Origin of the sequence: Candidatus Rhodobacter oscarellae (assembly GCF_001078595.1) — a bacterium.
GTDB lineage: Bacteria > Pseudomonadota > Alphaproteobacteria > Rhodobacterales > Rhodobacteraceae > Rhodobacter_B > Rhodobacter_B oscarellae.
On the sequence record NZ_LFTY01000002.1, the window covers coordinates 3,514,102 to 3,534,956 of the forward strand.

21 protein-coding genes are annotated in these 20,855 nt (G+C 64.2%); 5 read left to right on the top strand and 16 right to left on the bottom strand.

Translation table 11 applies throughout. The features are described 5' to 3' along the window. Positions 1–20: 20 nt before the first annotated feature. The 8 genes from nirD to AIOL_RS21595 form a co-directional block, all read right to left on the bottom strand. The gene (gene nirD, locus AIOL_RS21560; protein WP_049644877.1) at positions 21–350 is read right to left on the bottom strand and encodes a nitrite reductase small subunit NirD; all 330 of its coding nucleotides are present in this window, start codon (positions 348–350) and stop codon (positions 21–23) included. Then, a complete protein-coding gene (gene nirB / locus AIOL_RS21565; RefSeq protein WP_049644878.1) occupies positions 347–2,773 on the bottom strand; it encodes a nitrite reductase large subunit NirB in 2,427 nt (808 codons plus the stop codon). The genes nirD and nirB overlap by 4 nt, the downstream gene beginning before the upstream one ends. Continuing rightward, positions 2,770–3,189 (bottom strand): globin family protein, encoded by a 420-nt coding sequence (locus AIOL_RS21570; RefSeq protein WP_049644879.1) that lies wholly within the window; start codon positions 3,187–3,189, stop codon positions 2,770–2,772. Before AIOL_RS21570 ends, nirB begins: the two co-directional genes overlap by 4 nt. 5 nt (positions 3,190–3,194) lie before the next feature. Next, complete coding sequence (locus AIOL_RS21575; protein WP_049644880.1) at positions 3,195–4,874, bottom strand: ABC transporter ATP-binding protein; 1,680 nt, start codon at positions 4,872–4,874, stop codon at positions 3,195–3,197. A gap of 6 nt (positions 4,875–4,880) precedes the next feature. Then, the gene (locus AIOL_RS21580) at positions 4,881–5,969 is read right to left on the bottom strand and encodes an ABC transporter permease (RefSeq protein WP_049644881.1); all 1,089 of its coding nucleotides are present in this window, start codon (positions 5,967–5,969) and stop codon (positions 4,881–4,883) included. Positions 5,970–6,076: 107 nt separating this feature from the next. Further along, positions 6,077–7,444, bottom strand: coding sequence for a CmpA/NrtA family ABC transporter substrate-binding protein (locus AIOL_RS21585; RefSeq protein ID WP_049644882.1), 1,368 nt, complete (start codon positions 7,442–7,444; stop codon positions 6,077–6,079). A 259-nt stretch (positions 7,445–7,703) separates the two neighbouring features. Then, complete coding sequence (locus AIOL_RS21590; RefSeq protein WP_049644883.1) at positions 7,704–8,879, bottom strand: ABC transporter substrate-binding protein; 1,176 nt, start codon at positions 8,877–8,879, stop codon at positions 7,704–7,706. Then, positions 8,876–9,460: an ANTAR domain-containing response regulator gene (locus tag AIOL_RS21595; RefSeq protein WP_049644884.1), complete on the bottom strand. Its 585-nt coding sequence runs from the start codon at positions 9,458–9,460 to the stop codon at positions 8,876–8,878. The genes AIOL_RS21590 and AIOL_RS21595 overlap by 4 nt, the downstream gene beginning before the upstream one ends. A gap of 368 nt (positions 9,461–9,828) precedes the next feature. On the opposite strand from AIOL_RS21595, the gene AIOL_RS21600 reads away from it, so the two are divergent. The 3 genes from AIOL_RS21600 to AIOL_RS21610 all read left to right on the top strand — a co-directional run bounded on the left by AIOL_RS21600 (position 9,829) and on the right by AIOL_RS21610 (position 11,514). Continuing rightward, the gene (locus AIOL_RS21600; RefSeq protein ID WP_152912632.1) at positions 9,829–10,353 is read left to right on the top strand and encodes a hypothetical protein; all 525 of its coding nucleotides are present in this window, start codon (positions 9,829–9,831) and stop codon (positions 10,351–10,353) included. Positions 10,354–10,486: 133 nt separating this feature from the next. Continuing rightward, on the top strand, positions 10,487–11,002 hold the full coding sequence (locus tag AIOL_RS21605; protein ID WP_160314544.1) for an RNA polymerase sigma factor: 516 nt from the start codon (positions 10,487–10,489) through the stop codon (positions 11,000–11,002). Then, positions 10,999–11,514 carry a cupin domain-containing protein gene (locus tag AIOL_RS21610; protein WP_082152725.1) on the top strand — a complete coding sequence of 172 codons (516 nt, stop codon included), beginning with the start codon at positions 10,999–11,001 and terminating at the stop codon, positions 11,512–11,514. The genes AIOL_RS21605 and AIOL_RS21610 overlap by 4 nt, the downstream gene beginning before the upstream one ends. A 59-nt stretch (positions 11,515–11,573) precedes the next feature. Here the strand turns inward: AIOL_RS21610 and AIOL_RS21615 are convergent, their stop codons facing one another. Beyond that, positions 11,574–12,035 carry a prepilin peptidase gene (locus AIOL_RS21615; RefSeq protein WP_049644888.1) on the bottom strand — a complete coding sequence of 154 codons (462 nt, stop codon included), beginning with the start codon at positions 12,033–12,035 and terminating at the stop codon, positions 11,574–11,576. 240 nt (positions 12,036–12,275) lie between these two features. Here AIOL_RS21615 and AIOL_RS21620 point away from each other — a divergent pair, with 240 nt between their 5' ends. Both AIOL_RS21620 and AIOL_RS21625 read left to right on the top strand, forming a co-directional pair. Continuing rightward, complete coding sequence (locus AIOL_RS21620; protein ID WP_049644889.1) at positions 12,276–13,904, top strand: DUF4331 domain-containing protein; 1,629 nt, start codon at positions 12,276–12,278, stop codon at positions 13,902–13,904. 10 nt (positions 13,905–13,914) lie between these two features. After that, positions 13,915–14,130 carry a hypothetical protein gene (locus AIOL_RS21625; RefSeq protein ID WP_049644890.1) on the top strand — a complete coding sequence of 72 codons (216 nt, stop codon included), beginning with the start codon at positions 13,915–13,917 and terminating at the stop codon, positions 14,128–14,130. 55 nt (positions 14,131–14,185) lie between these two features. On the opposite strand, the gene AIOL_RS21630 is transcribed toward AIOL_RS21625, so the two are convergent. Genes AIOL_RS21630 through gspL form a run of 7 tightly spaced genes read right to left on the bottom strand, consistent with a single transcriptional unit; the run spans position 14,186 to position 20,763 of the window. Continuing rightward, on the bottom strand, positions 14,186–15,004 hold the full coding sequence (locus AIOL_RS21630; RefSeq protein WP_049644891.1) for a type II secretion system minor pseudopilin: 819 nt from the start codon (positions 15,002–15,004) through the stop codon (positions 14,186–14,188). After that, positions 15,001–15,447, bottom strand: coding sequence for a PulJ/GspJ family protein (locus AIOL_RS21635; RefSeq protein ID WP_152912634.1), 447 nt, complete (start codon positions 15,445–15,447; stop codon positions 15,001–15,003). Before AIOL_RS21635 ends, AIOL_RS21630 begins: the two co-directional genes overlap by 4 nt. Then, a complete protein-coding gene (locus AIOL_RS21640) occupies positions 15,444–16,505 on the bottom strand; it encodes a penicillin-binding protein activator (protein WP_082152726.1) in 1,062 nt (353 codons plus the stop codon). The genes AIOL_RS21635 and AIOL_RS21640 overlap by 4 nt, the downstream gene beginning before the upstream one ends. A gap of 31 nt (positions 16,506–16,536) precedes the next feature. Further along, complete coding sequence (locus AIOL_RS21645) at positions 16,537–17,745, bottom strand: type II secretion system F family protein (RefSeq protein ID WP_049644894.1); 1,209 nt, start codon at positions 17,743–17,745, stop codon at positions 16,537–16,539. Then, on the bottom strand, positions 17,742–19,220 hold the full coding sequence (locus AIOL_RS21650) for a GspE/PulE family protein (RefSeq protein WP_049644895.1): 1,479 nt from the start codon (positions 19,218–19,220) through the stop codon (positions 17,742–17,744). The genes AIOL_RS21645 and AIOL_RS21650 overlap by 4 nt, the downstream gene beginning before the upstream one ends. Further along, the gene (gspM, locus tag AIOL_RS21655) at positions 19,217–19,654 is read right to left on the bottom strand and encodes a type II secretion system protein GspM (RefSeq protein WP_049644896.1); all 438 of its coding nucleotides are present in this window, start codon (positions 19,652–19,654) and stop codon (positions 19,217–19,219) included. Before gspM ends, AIOL_RS21650 begins: the two co-directional genes overlap by 4 nt. Continuing rightward, the gene (gene gspL, locus AIOL_RS21660) at positions 19,654–20,763 is read right to left on the bottom strand and encodes a type II secretion system protein GspL (protein ID WP_082152727.1); all 1,110 of its coding nucleotides are present in this window, start codon (positions 20,761–20,763) and stop codon (positions 19,654–19,656) included. The genes gspM and gspL overlap by 1 nt, the downstream gene beginning before the upstream one ends. Between the last annotated feature and the right edge of the window lie 92 nt (positions 20,764–20,855).

Consider the following 20,855-nt stretch of genomic DNA (forward strand, 5'->3'; position numbering starts at 1 on the left):
GTTTTGCGTCCGCGCGATCATCAAGCCGCTTGCCGACCGAGCTTTGCCGCCTCGATCAGGACACGCCCGTCCTCGACGCGCGCGGCATAGGTCATGATCCGGCCCTCATCGGCGCCTTGCGCCTCGCCCGTCTCGAGGTCGAACACCCAGTTATGCAGCGGGCAGGTCACCTTGCGGTCATGCACGATGCCCTCGTTCAACGGCCCCTGCTTGTGCGGGCAGGTGTTGGACGTGGCAAAGACCTCGGCCTCGCCGGTGCGGAACACCGCGATGCAGCCCTGGGCCGTCTTGACCTTGCGTGCGCCGCGCAGGGGGATGTCGTTGATGTCGCCGATATCGATCCAGCTCATTCCGCGGCCTCCAGGGTGAGGTCCGCCATGGGGCCGAACTTGCGGGCCTTCTGCTCTTGGCTGAGCTCTGCCCAGGGGTCGGTCTGGTAGATCGACTGCGACAGCTCGAAGGCCGCGACCAGGCGCGCGCGCTCTGCGTCATCGGCGATCCGCTCGCGCACCCAGTCCATGCCGACCTTGGCGATCCACTTATAGGGGCGGTCCAGGTATTTGGCGTTCTCGCGATAGAGCTGCACGAAGGCGACGACCTGCTCCATCGCCTCGTCCTCGGTGGTGACCTTGGTCAGCGGTTGGATCTCTTTGAGATCCATGCCCGCGGCCCCGCCGACGCCGATCTCATAGCCGCTATCGACGCAGATGATCCCCAGGTCCTTGCAGGTCGCCTCGGCACAGTTCCGCGGGCAGCCAGAGACCGCCAGCTTGACCTTATGCGAGGTCCAAGAGGCCCAGAGCTTGCGCTCTAGCTTGATGCCCAGCCCGGTGCTGTCCTGCGTGCCGAACCGGCAATGATCGGTGCCGACGCAGGTCTTCACCGTGCGCAGCCCCTTGGCGTAGGCGTGGCCGCTGACCATGCCCGCCTCGTTGAGATCCGACCAGATCGACGGCAGGTCCTCGCCGCGGACCCCAAGCAGGTCAATACGCTGCCCGCCGGTGACCTTGACGGTGGGAACCTTGTACTTGTCGGCGGCGTCGGCAATCGCGCGCAGCTCGTTGGGGGTGGTGATCCCGCCCCACATGCGCGGCACCACGCTAAAGGTGCCGTCCTTCTGGATGTTGGCGTGCTTGCGCTCGTTCACAAAGCGGCTCTGCGGGTCGTCTTGATACTCCACCGGCCAATCCGCCAGCAGGTAGTAGTTCACGGCCGGGCGGCAGACATGGCAGCCGTTCGGCGTCTTCCAGCCAAGCTCTTGCCAGACCGCCTGCTGCGACTTCAATTCCTGGCTTTTGATCAGCCGCCGCACGTCCTCATGGGTCAGGTCGGTGCAGCCGCAGACCGGCTTGGCCGTCGGCATCTGGAAGTCATCGCCCAGCGTGTGGGCGAGCAGTTGCTCCACCAGCCCGGTGCAGGTCCCGCAGGAGCTGCTGGCCTTGGTGGTCGCCTGGACAGCGCCCAGGTCGGTCGCCCCGCCCTGGATCGCCTCGACAATCTGGCCCTTACATACGCCGTTGCAGCCGCAGATCTCTGCGTCAGCCGGTAAGGCTGCAACGGCCGCCATAGGGTCCAGCGCGGCCCCCCCTTGGAAGGCGGGCCCAAAGATGAGCGTGTCGCGCATCTCTGTCACGTCGGTCTTGTCCTTGATCAGCCCGTGGAACCAGCCGCCATCGGCGGTGTCGCCATACATCACCGCGCCGATCAGCCGGTCGCCTTGCAGCACCAGGCGCTTGTAGACGCCGCGCGCCGGGTCGCGATAGACGATGTCGTCGCGGTCCTCGCCCTCGGCGAAGTCGCCGGCGCTGAACAGGTCACAGCCGGTGACCTTCAGCTTGGTGGCGGTCTCTTTGTTCACAAAACCGGCCTCTTGGCCCGCCAGGGTCTTGGCGGCGACCTTGGCCTGCTCGTAGAGCGGGGCGACCAGGCCGAACACCGCGCCGTCATGCTCGACGCATTCGCCGATGGACAGCACGTCCGCGTCGCTGGTGATCATCTGGTCATCGACATGGATGCCGCGCCCGCAGGCCAGCCCCGCCTCTTTCGCCAGCGCCACCGAGGGGCGGATGCCCACCGCCATGCATAGCAGGTCGCAGGGCAGCTCGGTGCCGTTGTCCAGCACCAGCGCTTTGACGCGGCCATTCTCGCCCAGGATCTCTTTCGAATTCGACGAGCAGAGCACCTTGATGCCGCGCTCGATGAGCTCCTTGCGCAGAAGGTAGCCCGCGGCCTCGTCCAGCTGGCGCTCCATCAGGTGGCCCATCAGATGCACCACGGTGACGTCCACGCCGCGGGCATGCATGCCCGCCGCCGCCTCAAGCCCCAAGAGCCCGCCGCCGATGACCACTGCCTTCTGACCGGCGCCCAGGCCCATCATCCGCTCGGTGTCCTCCAGGTCGCGGTAAGCGATCACGCCCTCCAGGTCATGCCCCGGCAGCGGGATCATGAATGGCTCCGAGCCGGTGGCGATCACCAGCTTGTCATAGCTGACCGTGCCGTTGTCACCCGTCACCGTCTTGGCGGCGCGGTCAATCGCGGTGACCCGCTCGCCAAAGCGGCAGGTCACGCCCTTGTCTTCGTAGAACGCGGCGTCATGGGTGACGATCTGCTCGTAGGTCTTGTCCCCCGCCAGCACGGGCGAGAGCATGATCCGGTCATAGGTGCCGCGCGGCTCGGCGTTGAACAGGGTGATGTTCCAATCGCCCTGCTCAGAGGCGTGCTCGACCAGCCGCCCGGCGGCCATGCCCGCGCCGATGATCACTAGGTCTTTCATGCGGCCTCCGGGTATGCAGCGGCGACCATGACGCCCGAGAGAGTGGTGTAGGCGGCAAGCCAGGCCTTGGCGACCTCGTCGTTCCAGCCCTCGCCCAGGCCCTTTTCCAGGGTGCGCATCAGCGAGGCGCCGACCTTGCCGTAATCCTCGGCCTTTACGCCGTAATCGACATGGGCCACGGCCAGCCGTTCGGCCACGGGCACAATCTTGTCGAGGTCGCGCAGGCCGTTCACGACCACGGCCAGGGTGGCCATCAGTTTATTGCCCTGTTCGCTGATGTCCGAGTTGGCAAAATACGGTTTTACACCGGGCGCGGTTTCAAAGAGGTCGGCGTAGAACATCTGCGCCGCCGCGTCCTTGATCGGCGCCACCTTGGCAAAGCTGTCTTGCACAAGGGTGATCTGACTATCGTCCATAACGGTCACTCCGCTGCGATGGGTTTGGGGGCCGGCTGTTTCGGCTTTGGCTTGGCGCCGTGCTCGTATTTCTCGAGGAAATCGAGCACCTCTTGGCGGTAGTTGTAGTAATCGGCGTGCTCGAGCAGCGCCTTGCGGGTGCGCGGGCGCGGCAGATCCACATCAACGATCTTGCCGATGGTGGCCTGCGGCCCGTTGGTCATCATCACCACGCGGTCGGCCAAGAGGATCGCCTCGTCCACGTCATGGGTGACGCAGATGGCAGTCACCTTGGTGCGCGACCAGACTTCCATCAGCACCTCCTGCAGCTCCCAGCGGGTGAGGCTGTCGAGCATGCCAAAGGGCTCGTCCAGCAGCAGCAGCTTGGGCGACAGGGCAAAGGCGCGGGCGATGCCGACGCGCTGCTTCATCCCGTTGGAGAGATCCATCGCGGATTTGTCCATCGCATCGGCCAGCCCGACGCGCTCCAGGTAGTATTCCACCACGTCCTGGCGCTCGGCCTGGCTGGCCTTGGGATAGACCTTGTCCACCCCGATGGCGACGTTCTGCTTGGCGGTGAGCCAGGGGAACAGCGAGGGCGACTGGAACACCACCGCGCGTTCCGGGTCGGCGCCCTCGACGTGGTGCCCGTCCAGCACGATCGCGCCCTTAGAGATCTCGTTCAGCCCGGCGGCCATGGTCAGCACGGTGGACTTGCCGCAGCCGGAATGCCCGATCAGCGAGATGAACTCGCCCTTGTTCATCTTGAAGTCAAAGTCTTCGACCACGGTCAGGGGCCCCTTGGGCGTGGGGTAGACCTTGTGCAGCTGCGAGAACTCCAGATAGCGCTCGTCGCGCTTGCTCTCGGCGGCCTTGGCCACGGCGCTTGGCACGCCATGGATCGGGGTGACGTCCGGCAGGATGCGGGTGCCCTCGATCTTGGCCTCGATGCCCACATCCATGAGGTATTTGGTGACCTCGGCGCGCAGCGTCTTGAAGCCCTCGTTGTGGTTCATGGCGGTGCGGTCGCGGGGGCGGGCGAGGTCCACGCTGAACTCGGCGCCGAGCGTGCCATCGGGGTTGAGCGCGATGATGCGGTCGCCCATCAGGATCGCCTCGTCCACGTCGTTGGTGATCAGCACGCAGGTTTTCTTCTCGGCCTCCCAGATGCCCACGATCTCGTCGGCAAGGTTGCCGCGGGTGAGCGCGTCAAGCGCGCTGAGCGGCTCGTCCAGCAGCAGGACCTCGGGATTCATCGCCAGGGCGCGGGCCACGTTGACCCGCTGGCGCATGCCGCCCGAAAGCTCGGCGGGGCGGCGGCTGGCGGCGTGGCTCAGGCCAACCATGCTGACGTAATGCGCCACCTTCTTGGCGCGCTCCGCCTTGGAGAGCTTGGGGAACACGGTGTCCACTGCCAGCCCGACATTGCCGCTGACCGTCAGCCAGGGCATCAGCGAGTAGCTCTGAAAGATCACCCCGCGCTCTGGCCCCGGGCCCTTGATCGGCTGGCCCTTGAAGGTCACCGCGCCCTTGCTTGGCGTGTCCAGACCGGCCATCAGGTTGATCAGCGTGGTCTTGCCGGTGCCCGAGAAGCCGAGGAAGACCAGGAACTCGCCCTCCTCGACCTTCAGGTTGATGTCCTGCAGCACCGGGGTGGCTTGGTCGCCCTGCCCGAAGCTTTTGTAGGCGTCTTTGAACTCTAGCATCTCGGCCTACCGGTTATTGGTGAAGGTAAAGAGCGACTGCAGCGCGTACATCACCCGGTCCAGCAGGAAGCCGATGATGCCGATGGTCAGCACCGCGACCATGATCTTGGCCAGCGACTGGCTGGAGCCGTTCTGGAACTCGTCCCAGACGAACTTGCCCAGGCCGGGGTTCTGCGCCAGCATCTCGGCGGCGATCAGCACCATCCAGCCCACGCCCAGCGACAGCCGCAGCCCGGTGAAGATCAGCGGCAGCGCCGAGGGCAGCACCAGCTTGGTGATCTTGGTATAGGTGTTCATCTTGAGGACCTTGGAGACGTTCACCAGGTCCTTGTCGATGCTCGCCACACCCAGCGCGGTGTTGATCAGCGTCGGCCAAAGCGAGCAGAGCGTGACCGTGATGGCCGAGATCACAAAGCTCTTGGGCAGCAGGCCATCGTTAGAGGCCGCCAGCGCCGAGACGATCATGGTCACAATCGGCAGCCAGGCCAGCGGCGAGACGGGCTTGAAGATCTGGATCAGCGGGTTCAGCGCCGCGTTGGCAATCGGCGAAAGCCCCGCCGCGATGCCAAGGGGCACGGCGACCACGGTGGCGATCATGAAGCCGAAGAACACGGTCTGGATCGAGGTCCAGATCTGCTGGTAATAGGTCGGGGCGCCGGTGAAGGCGCGCGCCTTGGGCTCTTTGCCCTGGGCGATCAGGCGCTCGTTCAGCTTGGCGACCTTGGCGTCGAACTCGGCCTTCTTGGCGGCCTTGGCCTGGGCGTCCTCGTGCAGGTTCAGCGCCTGCTCCCAGACCTGCCCGGGGCCGGGAACCGCGCCCAGCGAGGTCTGGACCTGCGGGGCCAGCATGCCCCAAAGCGTAAGGAAGGCCGTGATGGCCAGGATCGGCACGCCCAGAAGCCGCCAGATCTCGCCCGCCTGCGCGCGCGGATTGTCGCCCGCGGCGGCCTTGAGAACGGGGGTCAGCCAGGACAGCCCCAGAACCTGGAACCACTTGTCGGCCTTGTTGATGCGGGTGAACAGGCGGGCGCGCCGCGCTTCTTTCTGGGCCTCTTTGGCCTCTGCCGCGGAGAAGTTCGGGTCAACAGCGGTCATGGAGCATGCCTTCGCTTTTGTGGAGACGGGGGCGGGACAAGTCCCGCCCTACGGTTGTTGCGCGAGCTTTGTAGGGCGGGACTTGTCCCGCCCTTGCTTCGCTTTGCTTAGCCCTGTATCTCGGTGCCCACGACGATCTGCTCGCCGCGCAGCCCGATGGGCAGGCTCTCAAGGTAGGCGTTCGGCTGGGTCCCGTCATAGGGGATGCCGTCGATGATATCCTCGGCCGGGGTCACATCCTTGTAGCCGGTGCTGTCCCAGGGGAAGTCGACCTCAGAGGCATAGCCCTCGTCCACCACCAGGCGCGCGGCCTCCAGGTAGATATCCGGGCGGTACACCTTCTTGGCGACCTCGTCATACCAGGCGTCCGACTTCGGCTCGGCGATCTGGCCCCAGCGGCGCATCTGCGTCAGGTACCACACGGCGTCCGAGTAGAACGGGTAAGTCGCGTTGTAGCGGAAGAACACGTTGAAGTCCGGGATGTCGCGCTTGTCGCCCTTCTCGAACTCGAAGAAGCCGGTCATCGAGTTGGCGATCACGTCGTAATCGGCGCCCACATATTCGGGCCGCGACAGGATCTCCACCGCCGCGGGGCGGTTGGCGTTGTCGTTCTCGTCCAGCCAGATCGCGGCGCGGATCAGCGCCTTGGTCAGGGCCAGCGTGGTGTTGGGGTACTTCTCGGCGAACTCATTGGTGATGCCAAAGACCTTCTCGGGGTTGTTCTTCCAGAGCTGGTAGTCGGTGATCACCGGCACGCCGATGCCTTTGAACACGGCCTGCTGGTTCCAGGGCTCGCCCACGCAGTAGCCGTAGATCGTGCCGGCCTCCAAGGTGGCGGGCATCTGCGGCGGCGGGGTCACCGAAAGCAGCACGTCGGCGCCGATCTGGCCCGAGATGTTCTCGGGCGAGTAGTAGCCCGGGTGCAGGCCGCCGGCGGCCAGCCAGTAGCGCAGCTCGTAGTTATGGGTGGAGACCGGGAACACCATGCCCATGTTGAAGGGCTTGCCCGCGTCCTTGAACTCTTCGACCACCGGCTTCAGCGCCGATGCAGAGATCGGGTGCTGCGGGCGGCCATCGTCCATCGAGGGGATATGCGGGCGCATCTTGTCCCAGATCTCGTTTGAGACGGTGATGCCGTTGCCGTTCAGGTCCATCGAGAAGGGCGTGATGATATGCGCCTCGGTGCCGAAGCCGATCGTCGCCGCCAGCGGCTGACCGGCCAGCATATGCGCGCCGTCAAGCTGCCCGTCGATCACGCCGTCCAGCAGCACCTTCCAGTTCGCCTGGGCTTCAAGCGTCACGAACAGGCCCTCGTCCAGGAAGTAGCCTTGCTCGTAGGCCACCGCCAGCGGGGCCATGTCCGTCAGCTTAATGAAGCCAAAGGTCAGTTCGTCTTTCTCAAGGTCCAAAAGTTCCGCCGACGCGCTTGTCGCAAGCGCGGCTGACAGCACCAGACCGGATACTAGGTTTCTCATTTGTATTTCCTTCTGCGGGCTGCCTGGATTCAGCAGCACGGAACAACAAAAAAAGCCGCACGACCGAACCACGCGCGGGAGGAGGATGCGCATTAGGTCCGGTCGAGCGGCTTTGCTCGGGTCGCCCACTTGGGAGAAATTCGTAAAGAGCGCCATTGCTCTCGATAAACAACATGCCGGACGGGGGCCGGGCTTCAAAGAGTCTTGGGCCAACTTTCTGCGGCGCAGCAACCTGAGGCCCGGTTTGCCTGGAATTTCATCACTTGCGCGCCAAAGGATCGAAAATTTGACCATCAAAAAATCGGTTCTCGGCCAGAATCAGTCGCCCCCCAACAGAGGCCACGCCGGTCTCTTCCGGATTCGCGCCCTCTACTTTTGACGACGCGCTCGGCAAAACGGCCCCGATGTCACCAAGGTGCTGCCGATACAGGTCCGAGCGGAAGACGGCCTGCGCTTGGTCCATCGCCTGAATGCGGTCCAGGCCCAGCCGGCTGGCCATCCGGTCAGCGATCCAGGCCGCCTGGCTCTTCCATGGAAAGGTCGCCGCGCCCTCGTAGAACTCGACGAAGTTCGCGCATTTGCGGGTCTCGCCATCGGGATTGATCACCAGCCTGCCCTGAAACGCGCGGTCGATGATGTCGGGCGCGATGTCGAGATACTCTGATCTTGCGAGCAGCTCCGAGGCGGTCGTGTTCAGCCCGCCGCGCCCCAACCACCGGCTGGCCTTCCAGACCGCGCGCATCAAACGGGCCGCCAGGTCCGGCTCTTCCTCTGCCCAGCGCGTGCGAACGGCCAGAACTTTCTCTGGCGCAAAGCTCCAGATCGCGCGGCCCGGCAAGAGCAGCGCGCCGGTGCCGTTCTCTACCGCAATCGAGCCCCAAGGCTCGCCGACGCAGAACGCGTCAATCTCGCCCGCCTCAATCGCATGCGCCATCAGGGGCGGCGGGACGGTGCGGATTTCGACATTCTGCGGCGCCGGTAGGCCGGAGGCGGACAGCCAGCAATAGAGCAGCTCGGCATGCATCGAGAATGGGAACGGCACGCCGATGCGCAACCGCCCCTTGGCGGCATCAATCAACGCGGTCCCGGCTTTTGTGGCGTCGCAGAAGGCAAAGTCGTGGCCCTGATCGGCGAGCCGCAGCGCCAGGTCCTGGCTCACCCCAATCACGTTGCCGTTCACAGACAGAACCATAAGGGCCGATATGGGCGACGCAACGCCGCCAATTCCAAGCGCCATGGCGACGGGCACCGGGGCCAGCATATGCGCCGCATCGACCCGTCCGAACGCCAGCATATCCCTCAGCGTCGCCCAGGAGGGCGCGCGCACGAGATCCAGGGTCAGCCCCTCCTCGCGGTCGAACCCCATATAAGAGGCGACGATCAGCGGCGCCGCGTCCACCAGCGGGACGTATCCAATCTTAAGGCGCGTATTCATGAAAGAAGATCCGCAGCCGTGACGAGAGCTGCAGAGATCTCGGATATCTTCTTGCCCTGATCCATCGCCGTCTTGCGCAGCAGCCCATAGGCCTCGTCCTCGCTGAGCCCGCGGTTCTTCATCAAAAGGCCCTTGGCGCGATCCAGGGTCTTGCGCTCTTCCAGGGCCCGCTTGGTTTCGTCCAGCTCGTTGCGCATGCGCCGGAACATCTGGAACCGCGCGATGGCGGCGGACAGGACCGGGCGGATCCGATCCGCCCGCAGGTTGTCGACCACATAGGCAGAGACCCCCGCCTCGATGGCGGCCTGGGTCAGCCGGTCGTCGCTTTCGTCCACGAACATCGCAACCGGGCGCTCCATCGGGGCCGTGGCGAGGGTCAGCTCTTCGATCGTGTCCCGGGTCGGGCTGGTGAGATCAACCAGCACCACGTCCGGGTTCCGCTCGGCGATCCTGCGGGCCAAACCGGAGACCTCCGAGATCACCTGGATGTCGTGATCGCCAAGCTCGGCGAGGCTGTCGACGATCATCAACGCCCGATCCTGGACCTCCTCGACGACAAGTATGGAAAGCGGCTTGGCCATGGCATTGTGGGTGGCGCATCGACCTGTGCGGCAAAAGCGGATTCGAGAGCGGCGCGGCGCGCGGAGGGGATGCTTTGCTCGTGGAGCCTATCTTCTGGTCGTTCTGATCGTCTTTTGAGCATTCCATGGGTGTGCCGCCGGCAACTGGCCCGCAGCCTCCCTGAGAGAAGCCCGGAACATGGCTTGTCGCTTCGATGTGCTGACCTGGTTCGGGGGGCCAGCGTCACTGGGCCTGGAGGCGGCGGGTATTGGGAGGATCGCGGCTACGAATGGTACGCCGGAATTTAATGCCAACGTGACGCCACGGCACTTGCAACTCAATCGCGCCGCGAACCGTTTTGCTGTCAATGCAACAAAAAGGGAAAGTTGTGAGCTTCTTTGCCCGCCTTAAAGTGCTGGTCCGACGCCTAAGGCCCGGGCGGCCCTCAACGCAAGGGTCCGAGCCCAACCTGGAGGCGGCGGCGCCCCTGGTGGGGCTGCTGGATGAGGCGGAGCCCCTGCCAGATCTGTTCGCGCGGATTGAACGCCAGCTCGACGCAGAGATGCCGGCCGCCCCGCAAAGGCCGCAGCCCGCCGGGGTTCGACGGGAGCTCGCCATTCTGGGGTTGGGGCTTTTTCTGGGGGTGGCCGTGGCGGCGCTCGTCACGCTCGGCCTGCCCCCCCGGCAGCAGATCGTTGCCCGCCCAGCGCCAACTGTGGTATGGTCGACCCTGGGGGAGGTCACTTTGCATGGCCGGGATTTGCGCGCCTTCGTGCGGGCGAGATGTCGTGGATACACGCATTTCTATATTACGATGCACGGATATGCCGATCCTCAAAGCGCGGGCGATGGCGTTGCAGAGGTCCCGCTGATGAACCCCGGAGAACAAATTCTGATGGAGTGCAACTTTTAGCACCTGAGGTCCGTAATGTTGAGAAACATGACCAGTGAAGGGACAAACCGTGGGTGTAACCAAGTTGGTGCCCAAATCGCAACGCATCAGGAACGCGACGGGTAGAATGTGTGCGGCAGAGCAATCCAGACAGATGTCAGAGTTGCTGCAGAGCTGCGCAATCGGGGATCGAGGAGCGTTTCGTCGATTTTATGACATAAGTGCGCGCTATGTTTTCGGTATCGTCCTAGGCATCCTCAGGGATCGCGAAATGGCAAATGATGTGGCGCAGGAGACATTTGTGCGCATCTGGAAGCGGGCGGATCAGTTTGACGCCAAGTTCGGCAACCCGCTGGCCTGGATAGGCTCTATCGCGCGCAACTGCGCCATCGACCGGCTGCGCTCGGAACGCGCGCGCGGCTTTGTGGAATTCACTGATGAGGTGCCGGATATCCGCCTAGGAAGCGACCCTGCGGACATGACGATTGACTCGATGGTGATCCGCCGGTTGATGCAGGATTTGCGACCTGAGTATCAAAGGGCACTGATGCTTTGCTATTTTCAGGGCTACACTTACAAAGAACTGGCGAGTGTTCTAGATATACCCGTTGGGACCGCCAAAAGTTGGGTCAGACGCGGACTTGCCGCACTAAAGGAAGCGATGCAATGAAAAGAACACACATGCATCTTGGAACCGAGATCTTTGAGGCGGCGTTTAAGACCTCCGACACACATCTGCCGGGCACCCGTCCGGACCTCGCTGCCGACACACAGCTGATGGCCGAGCAATTCGCGCCTCTGCTCAAAAGCTTCCCAGAGGCGGAACCGCCAAAGGGCTTGTTTGACGCCATCGAGGCAGAACTTGACGGGCTAGAGGCCGAACCCACCCAAAGCCTGCGGGCCGATGAAGGGGAATGGGTGCAGCGCTCGGATAAGGTGTGGAAGAAAGTTCTGGCGACCGATGAGGTTTCGGGCCGCTCGACCTATCTGCTACGATGCCTGCCCGGGGCGTCGATCAAGCCGCATCTGCACGAGCGCGCTGAGCATATTTTCGTTGTAGAGGGCGAGCTTTGGATGAACGGCAAGCAGTTCTTGGCAGGCGATGCGCAGATTTCGCCGCCCCTTAGCGAGCACGCCGAAATCACCATGCCCAACGGCTGTCTTGTATTGGTCAGCGTCTGAGGAACTCACAGACCTACACCCAAACCCTGCCGCGGTCCTTGAGGATTTGAGCGGCAGGGCTACAGCCCGTCTAGCCCCGTCATTCCACGGGCCACCCAAATCATCCAAAACGCCATGGACAGCCATGGGCCAAAGGCCAGGCGCCGCCGACGGGTGATCACGGCAAAACATAAGGCAGATACCGCCGCCAGGCCGACCACCAAGGGGAGCGCGGCCCAGCCCAGCCAAGCACCTGCCGCGGCAAGCAGCTTGGCATCCCCCAACCCCAGCCCATCTATGCCTGTCCGTCTGAAATAGAGCTCCCCGAGCCCTGCAAAGACGCCGTAGCCCAAGGCGGCGCCCAAAAGCGCGGCCTGCGGCTGGGTGACCGCCGACCACGGGCTCAACGCCAGGCCAATCGCCACCAGACCAAGGCTGGCCGCGTCCGGGATCTCATAGCGCTCAAGGTCGCGCAACGTGGCCCAGCCCAGCAATCCCGCCAGCACAGAAGCGGCGGCCAGATCCAAGTGAACCAAAGACATTCGGCACCTCTCAATAGAAAAAGGGGTCTGAATAGCGATACGAGAAATGCTCAGAAAACGTTTCGGTTTGCGAAACTATTCCGGCGGGCGGCTCGTCTAATAGGGTGCAGCACCTGAAGTCCCAAACCTGCGGATAAGCGCAGGCGGGCACATACTCCGCTGTCGGACGGCATTGAACGCAAAGGGTCATCTTTTGCGAACGGTAGCGCCGTGCGCCAAACAATCTGAAGAGGAAATGACATGAAGATCAAAACCGCATTGGTCCTTAGCACGGCTTTGGTGGCCGTGACCTGGACCCTAGCCGGTCCTGCACCGGCCTCATCTCACCGCGAGGCACCTGCAATCACCGAGCACCCGAAAGTTGACGGGACCGATTTTTACATGTTCCGCAGCTATGAACCGGGCCGCGAGGGCTATGTGACGCTGCTGGCCAACTACCAGCCGCTGCAGGTGAACTACGGTGGGCCCAGCTACTACACCATGGACGCCGACGCTGTTTATGAGGTCCATATCGACAATGACGGCGATGCCATCGAGGACCTGACCTTCCAATTCGACTTTGAGAACCAACTGGCCAATGGCGGCGCGGGGATCGGCCTGGATATCGGCGGCGAGAATGTCGCGATTCCACTCAAATATGCCGGGCCCATTCTGGCCAACGACCAGTCGCTTCTCAACGAAAGCGAGACCTACTCGCTGACGCTAGTTGAGGGTGATCGGCGCAGCGGAGACCGCAGCGCGCTGACCCAATCGGGCTCTGGCAATGCGACCTTCACAAAGCCGCTGGATCACGTGGGCCTCAAGACCCTGCCCGATTACGACGCCTATGCCGACCAATACATCTATGACTTCGACATGGCCGAATGTGACATGCCGGGCCGGGTCTTTGTCGGTCAGCGGGCCGAGGCATTCGCGATCAATCTGGGAGAGATCTTTGACCTGATCAACCTCATCCCCATTGAGGCCGACAGCGCGCCCGGTGCCGGTGATGGTGGCGGGTTTGTCGGCGGCATCACCCAAAGCCGGGTGAATGACGATGTCTTCGGCAAGCTCAATGTCACGACCTTGGCGCTCGAGCTGCCAATCCACTGCATCACAGAAGACGACGACCCGGTGATCGGTGCCTGGACCACGTCGAGCCTGCCGCAGGGCGAGCTGGAAAACCCATCGCCCAGCTATGAGGACACGTCGCGCGTCGGCGGTGCTCTGGTTCAGCAATCGCGCGTGTCTATACCGCTTGTCAACGAGGTGGTGATCGGCATTCCGGACAAGGACCGGTTTAACGGCTCGGAGCCCATCGATGATGGCGGCTTTGCCACCTATGTGACGAACCCGTCCTTCCCGCGTCTGGTGGAGATTCTGTTTGGCCCTCGTTTGGGGGCAGAGAACAACCTCGCGCCGACAAACCTGCCGCGGACCGACCTTGTGGCCACGTTCCTGACAGGGCTCCCGGGCCTGAACCAGCCGCAAGAGGTCGTTGCCTCTGAGATGATGCGCCTGAACACCGCTGTGCCGGCCACGCCGCGTGACCAGCAAAGCACGTTCGGTGTTGTGGCCGAGGATCTCGCCGGCTTCCCCAACGGCCGCCGTCCGGGTGATGACGTCGTCGACATCGTCCTGCGCGTGGCCATGGGCGCGCTGTGCCATCCGGTGCCGCTTGGCGCCGAGCTGGGTGTCGACGGGGCGGTCGAGGACACCGCGACCGATCTGGTCAATCTGGGCTTCTGCACGCCAGAGCAGGCACCTGCAGGCACGGTGGCCTTGACCGACGGCGCGCCTCTGTCAGCCACTGAGATGCAGAACGCGTTCCCCTACCTAAACTCGCCCGTGCCCGGTTCGCCTAACGGCACCGTGTCGGTCGTAAACTAAGGAGGCCGCTATGGAATTCGCGAGCAAACGCACCAAGCTGGGTCTTCTCGCCGCCTGTCTGGCTGGATTGGCCGCCTGCGGTGGGGGTGGCTCTGACGCGGGCGGCACCCCGCCGCTGGGTCAAACCTTCCAGCAGGCTTTTGGCCAGGGGCCAAACGATGCGCCTATTGATGTCACAAACGCGGATCTCACCCTCCGCCTGACGGCTGACCCGTTCGAATTGTAGAACCGGAACAAGCCCACATCACCAGCCGCCGCGGGAATTCTCTCGCGGCGGTTTTTTATTGAATAGAAGAGCTGCGCACTTGACCGTTGCGCGGATCGCGGGTCAGGCGGCGATGGATCTCGACCTTTGCCTGCCCCACACGGACCACGGCACGGATGTCAAAACTGTCCGACGCGAAACTGCCCAGGCTTGGCAGAATGGCTCCGAATGCCGCCAAATCGCTGGCATCAAGGAACCCTTTGGCGGATCTGCGTGCGCTCAGGCTCTGTGCCAGCTCAGCATTGCCAAAAAGCGCCGACAGAACCGGGGCGTCCGCGGCGTTCACATTGACCGCGCCACGGGTTTGGAACGTGCCCAGATAGGGGGTCAGCCGCTCGAGATCCCCGTCGGAAATGCCATACCGACGCAGATCATCAGGATGGCGCAGCGGGCCGTTTTGCGCGATGATTCTCGAGATTTGCGCGCCCAGCGCCTTGGGCAGATCAAGCGCGACCAAAAGGGCCGCAAAGAGACGCTGCTCGGCCAGATTGACCGGCGTCAGCGCGTTAAGGTCAAACCGGCCGCGCGCGTCCACGATCTCTACCTCAAACGTGCCAAAATCGAGCTCTATTTGCTGTTGCGCCGCCTGCGCCCAGGGCTCGCGAAGGTGATCGGCCTCGGGGGCCTCGCGAAAGTCGCGCTGCAAGGCGGTGGCCACCGATGCGATCCCCCCATTGGCCAAAGCCGTGGCCTGCGCCAAGTTCTGAGTCGCCCCCAAACGAGACAAGGCAGCGTCCTGATCAGACAGCATCGCATGCGCCAGGCTTGCGCCCACCGCGATCACCACGAGCGTGTTCAACAGGCTCACGCCTGCGCTTTGGTCCCGCGCGCTCACGGCGTTGCCTCCGGCAGCGGGGCCAGCCGCCAGGCGTCCTCTTGGGGCAACCGGAACGCCACCACGCCCGGGCGCGTCATGCGGAACTCTGCCTCTTGGTTTAGGACCTGCTGCGGGAAAGGCGCGCGCCCTTCAAAGGCCAGGATGCGGGTGACGGCCTGATCCTCGGCGCTCCAGACAATTAGGTGGTCAAGCTGCTGTAGCTCCAACGCACCGGTGTCGCGAAACCTGGCTCCCACGGCCTGCGCCACATCCATTGAGAACAGTCGAAACGCGCGATCCTGTTCGGATAGGCGCGAAAGCGCGCCCGTCACGCCTTGCTCGGTGCGTGTCATCCCCTCCAACAGCACAAACCCCGCCACGCCGATCATGCTCGACACCGCCAGCGCCAGCAGCATCTCAATCAGCGTCACGCCAGAGCTGGCATTGCGGCGGCGTCTCATGCCACCCGTTCGACCGCGCCACCGTTGATCCGAAGGACGGCCAGCTCTCGCTTAAGGGTCCGGTCCGGCAGGAACTGGTATTGCCCAAGCAGGCCTTGTGCCGGCTTCTTGCGATCCAGCGCCGGGCCGCCGCCGACCTGATGCGCCAGCGCGACCGCATCCACGGCGAGGGCCGCAATCACGCCCATCTGCTCGTCAAGCTGCGCCATATAGGCCGCGGAAAGGCGGTTGAACTGCACCGGGTCGGGGCCGGTGTAACAGGCTTTGTCCAGCCGCAAAAATGCATCGCGGGACAGCCCGGACCATTGCAAGGACCCAATGGTCGTGACGCCGGCGCCGACGGCTGCAATGGCCTGGGACTGTGCCCGATCGTCGGATGCCGGCACATAGAGAATATCGGGCATCTCCCCGCCGCCGGCCTGGCGCAGGGCGTTTGCGATCTGCTCGGATGCGGTGGACGCGGGGATCTTCGTGACGCGGGCGATCCCGGCTTTGCGCGCGCCTTGGTCCAGCGCGGATGCGGCCCGTGCGCTCAGCGCGTCGCCGCTGTCCAGCAAGACGACCCGCTTGGATCTCGCGGATTTGGCGTAGCGCAGCACGGCGTCGGCGGATTGTTTTGGCGTCACGCCAAAGACCCAGGCGCCCGCTTGCGCGAGGGCGTTGTCGTTTGACAGGGTCATCACGGGCACCTGGCCCGCGGCGCGGACCACGCTGGGCGTCTGGTCGCGCAAGAGCGGCCCGATCAGCAGGTTGGCGCCCCTTTGCGTGGCGTCTTGGGCCGCTGAAACCGCCTGCTCTGGCGTCTCGCCTGCATCGAGCACCAGGGTCCGCCTCGGCAGGCCGCCCAAATCCTCTTGCAACCAAACCGCCTTGGCCATCCGTTGCCCCAGCCCGGCATTCGAACCTGTCAGCGGCAGCAGCAAGGCGGGCACGGCGCTTGAGGCAGGTTGGTTTACGCTTCTAGCGGGTCGTTGATTGCCACCGCATCCGCCTAGGGCCGAAACAGCGGCCAGCCCACCCAAAAGCGTGCGGCGGCTTATACCTGTTTGATGTGTCATGGCGATCCTCCTCTCGGGTGGCAACAGCGGGTCAGCCGACCAGCGTGTTGAGGTTGACGATGGGCATCAGAATGGCCAGGACGAGCAGCATCACCACGCCGCCCAAAGCCAGCAGAACAAGGGGCTCAACCAGCCCGACAAGGGCTTTGACCCGCGCTTGCAGCGCCAGGGACTGGTCTTGCGAAAACCGGGCCAGCATGGCGGGCAAGGCGCCGCTCGCCTCGCCGCTGGCAATCATGGTGAGCATCATTGGGTCAAAGCCCTTATGGCGCCCCAAGGCGCGGGACAGCCCGGCGCCGTCCCGCACGTCGCGGGTGACGTCTTGCAGGATCTGGCGGGCGGTCTCATTGCCGACGGTGGCGCTGGCAGATGCCAATGCGTCGGCCAAGGGCACGCCGCTCTGGGTCAGCGTGGCCAGCGTGCCAGTGAATTGGACAATCGTCACCTGGCGCGCCAGGCCAACCCGCCACAACAGCCGGTGCCAGACCGGCCGTATCTCGGCGCGGCGCAACAGCATCGGAACGGCGCCGATCACGCCGATCAGACCCAGCCCCAGCAGGGCGGCGTTTCCCGCCAGAAAATCGCTGAGCCCGATCATCAGCTTGGTTAGGGTGGGCAGCTCCGCCCCGCGGGCCGCGAACACGCGCACGATGTCAGGCAGCAAGAACACCAGCAGCCCGACGACAACGGCAATTGAGACGATGATCAGGATCGCCGGGTAGATCATGGCAAGCCCAATGGTCTGGCGGTTGCGCAGCCGGGCCTCGGCGTGGTCGGCAAGATAGCGCATCACCGCGCCATGGCGACCGGCGCGCTCGGCCGCTTCAATCGAGGTCAGGTAGAACCGATCAAGCCCCAACGCGCGCGTGCGCAGCGCGGTGGCGAAGCTGTCCCCATCCAGGATGCTGGTCCGCAAGGCCTGGCAATGGGCGGCCAGACGGGGGTGCGATTGCTGCCCAAGCGCGGCCAGCGCGACTTCGATCTGCACCCCGCTGCCCAGCAAGGTCGCCATCTGCCGGGTGAACACCGCCAAATCCGCCGCCGGCATCCGATGCGCGCTGCGGTCAAAGATCTGGCCAAGCGCGCCCAGCTCCAGCCTGGTGCGGGCCGAGACGGACATCGCGGTCAGCCCCTTTTCGCGCAACAGCCCACGGGCCTCGGCGCTATCTTCGGCGGCGATGTCTCCCCGGATCATCCGCCCCGCTGCGTCAAACGCCTGATAGCGAAACCGCTGGGTCATGCCGCGCTATTCGCTGTTGTTTCGAAGATGACCCGGGCCACCTCTTGCGGGGTGGTCTGCCTTTGCCGGATCTTGGCAACGCCATCGCTGATCAGACCCGGAACCGAGCGCTGCACGGTCGCCGCCAGATCGGCCTCAGGGGCGCCCGCGGCAATGGCCTGCTCTAGCCGGGGTGTCACTTCGATCAGGTCATATAGGGCGGCGCGCCCGTGATAGCCTGTCTGGTGACACTCCTCGCATCCTAGACCTTTGAGGATCCTCTCGCCTGGGCGCAGCAGGTTCGACATCAGCGCCGCTTCGCTGGGGGTCACTTCATGGTCGGTCGCGCAATTGGGGCACACCCGGCGCACGAGCCGCTGCGCCAAGAGCCCGCGCAGCATCGGCGCCAGCAAGAAACGCTCGACCCCCAAATCAAGCAGGCGCGCGATCGATCCAATGGCAGAGTTCGTATGCAGGGTCGATAGAACCAGATGCCCGGTCATGGCGCTTTCCACCGCCGTCCTGGCGGTCTCGCCGTCGCGGATCTCGCCCACCATGATCACATTGGGATCCTGCCTCAAAAGTGCGCGCAATCCGCGTGCAAAGGTCAGATCGGTGGCGGGGTTGACCTGCATCTGCGCGATGCCCGGCAGCGCATACTCAATCGGATCTTCAATCGTCATGATGTTGCGCTGGCGGTCGTTGAGCCTATCCAGCCCCGCATAGAGCGTCGTGGTTTTGCCCGACCCGGTGGGGCCCGTGACCAGGATCAGGCCATCGGGCCGCTCCAGAAGCTGCTCGAACGTGGCTTGCATCTCTTGCGTCATTCCCAGCCCGACCACCCCGACGCGGGTCTGGCCCCGGTCCAGCAGACGCATGACGACCCGCTCTCCGTGCTGGGTTGGAATGGTCGAGATCCGCGCGTCCAAATGGAACTCCGCCACCCGCAAGGACACGCGCCCATCCTGGGGCAGGCGCTTTTCTGCGATGTCGAGCCGTCCCATCACCTTGATGCGGCTGATCAGTTGCGGGGCCAAAGCCCGGTTTGATCGCAGCGCCTCGCGCAGGATGCCGTCGACGCGAAAGCGCACGACCAGATGATGCTCTTCGGCTTCGATATGCACATCCGAGGCGCGGCCCCGAATGGCCTCCAAAAGCAGCGCGTTGATCAGCCGGACAACCGGGGCGTCTTCGCGTTGGTCCAACAGGTCATCGACCGCCGCGGCGCTGTCGGCCAGGGCGGCCAGATCGGCATCCGTGTCCCGCGCCTGCTCTGCCGCGCCCGCGGCTTCCGTGGCGCTGTCGCGATAGCTGTCTTCCATCTGCTCGGCCAGAACCACGTCCGAGACCTGCTGGAACCGCAGAGCCTTTGCCGTCACCCGCTGGGCTTCCGCCAATGCCGCAAGCGGAGTTTCGGCGGCGTAGACGCAGGTCTCGCTTTCTGGCGTTACCACAAGCTTTTGGGCGCTGGCGAAGCGGTAAGGAATTGCCGTCATAGGGAATTCTCCAGTAAGAGGCGGGCCGTGACCTGGCCGGGTTCGGGCAGCCGCCCGATCTCAGCCGCCAAGACGCGCACGCCTGCTGTTGTGCTCAACGTCTCCACCCAGGAGATCAGCGCGGCAAAGGGCACCTTGTCCAGGGAGACCGACAGCGCCGCCCCCTGCGGATCCAGGCGGCGGATCTCCAACCCCGCCTCGCTTGCCGTGCCGGTGACGCGCAGCCGCAATGGCTCGGGCATCTCCTGTGGCACCACCGATATGGGCAGGCTGTGCAAAAGCCCTTCAATCGCGTCGATCTTGGTCAGCTGCGCATAGCTGTCGCGCTTGCTCGTAAGCGCCGGCTGCCAGACCTGCGCCCACAGAACCGACATGCTCAGAAGCCCGCCGAGACCGAAAAGCAAAACCTGCTCGCGTGGTGTCAGCCTGCGCATCACCCGGCCCCCGAAACAACGATCTGCATCTCGGCGCCTCTGGCCGTCTGCGCCGCCGACCCGCTGGTCACAGCGATGCCTTGCGATTTGAGGCTGGTTTCGGCCCGTTGCAGCGCGGCAAGATCATCGCCTGTCAGCAACAGCGTCAGGCTGGCGGTTGCCGCGTCATACCGCAGATCGCGCAACCTGACCGACCCCGATGGGATCGCCGAGAACACCTGCGACAGGATGAGCAGGAACGGATCCGGCGTTGGGCCCGTCGCGCCTGTACGCAACAGGGCGCGGGCCACGGTCTGCGTCGGCAACGAGAGATCCAAGCTTGACCCTCGCGCGGCCAAAGCGGCGCGCAGTTGGTTGCCGCGGTCTTGGCTCAGATGCGACAGGGCGCGCGCGTCAAACTCCAGCAACGCCGCGTGGGCCAGTATGGTCAAAACGCCGGCAGCGGCCGCAAATCGCAAACGCCTGCGCCACTGTTTTGAGACCGCCGCCGGCGCAAGCCCCTGCCGCAGATCCAGCGTCAATACAGAGGCGTCCACATCAGGAAGCTCGGTCAGAACCCGCGCGATCTCCACCCCAGGCGGCGGCGTCCCAAAGGCCAGCTCTAGCGCGGGACGATGTTGCGCGCGCCACAGATCGGCAAAGGCATCACGGGCGACACATAGCCCACCACCTTCGGCCAAGCGGATATAGATAGCGCGATCGCTGCACCACAGCCCCCAATCCACGCCACCCGTGGGCACGGGCACGGCAAGGATATCGGGCAGCAGCGGGCCGCCGCCCTCCGCATCAAGCCACGACATGGCATCAAGCCGGTCAATCGCGGCGCAAAGCCAGGTCTGATCGCCGATTTCTGGGCCAAGGGCGACATGGGTCTCCTCCGGCCCGGCGCTAAGGTGCGGCTCAAGAGCAAAGGGCAGCGCGGCGCGGCGCTTTCGGTCCGTTTTCAGGGGCAAATGAAGCGGCAGCAAAAGAACGGCGGCACCCGGGATCACCTGGGGGGATGGAGCACCCGAGGCCGCCGCACTGCGCGCTAGGCGCGCGGTCAAAATGGGATCGGCGGACCAAAGCGTCTGGGCCGAAGAGAGCGGCACGAGTGCATTTCTACGCATGGCGTCGCGATCCCATATACCAATCTAAAGCATTGTTTTTGCTTGATTTTTTGTGTTTACAGCGCATATTTTTGCGCCTATATACTCAGCAA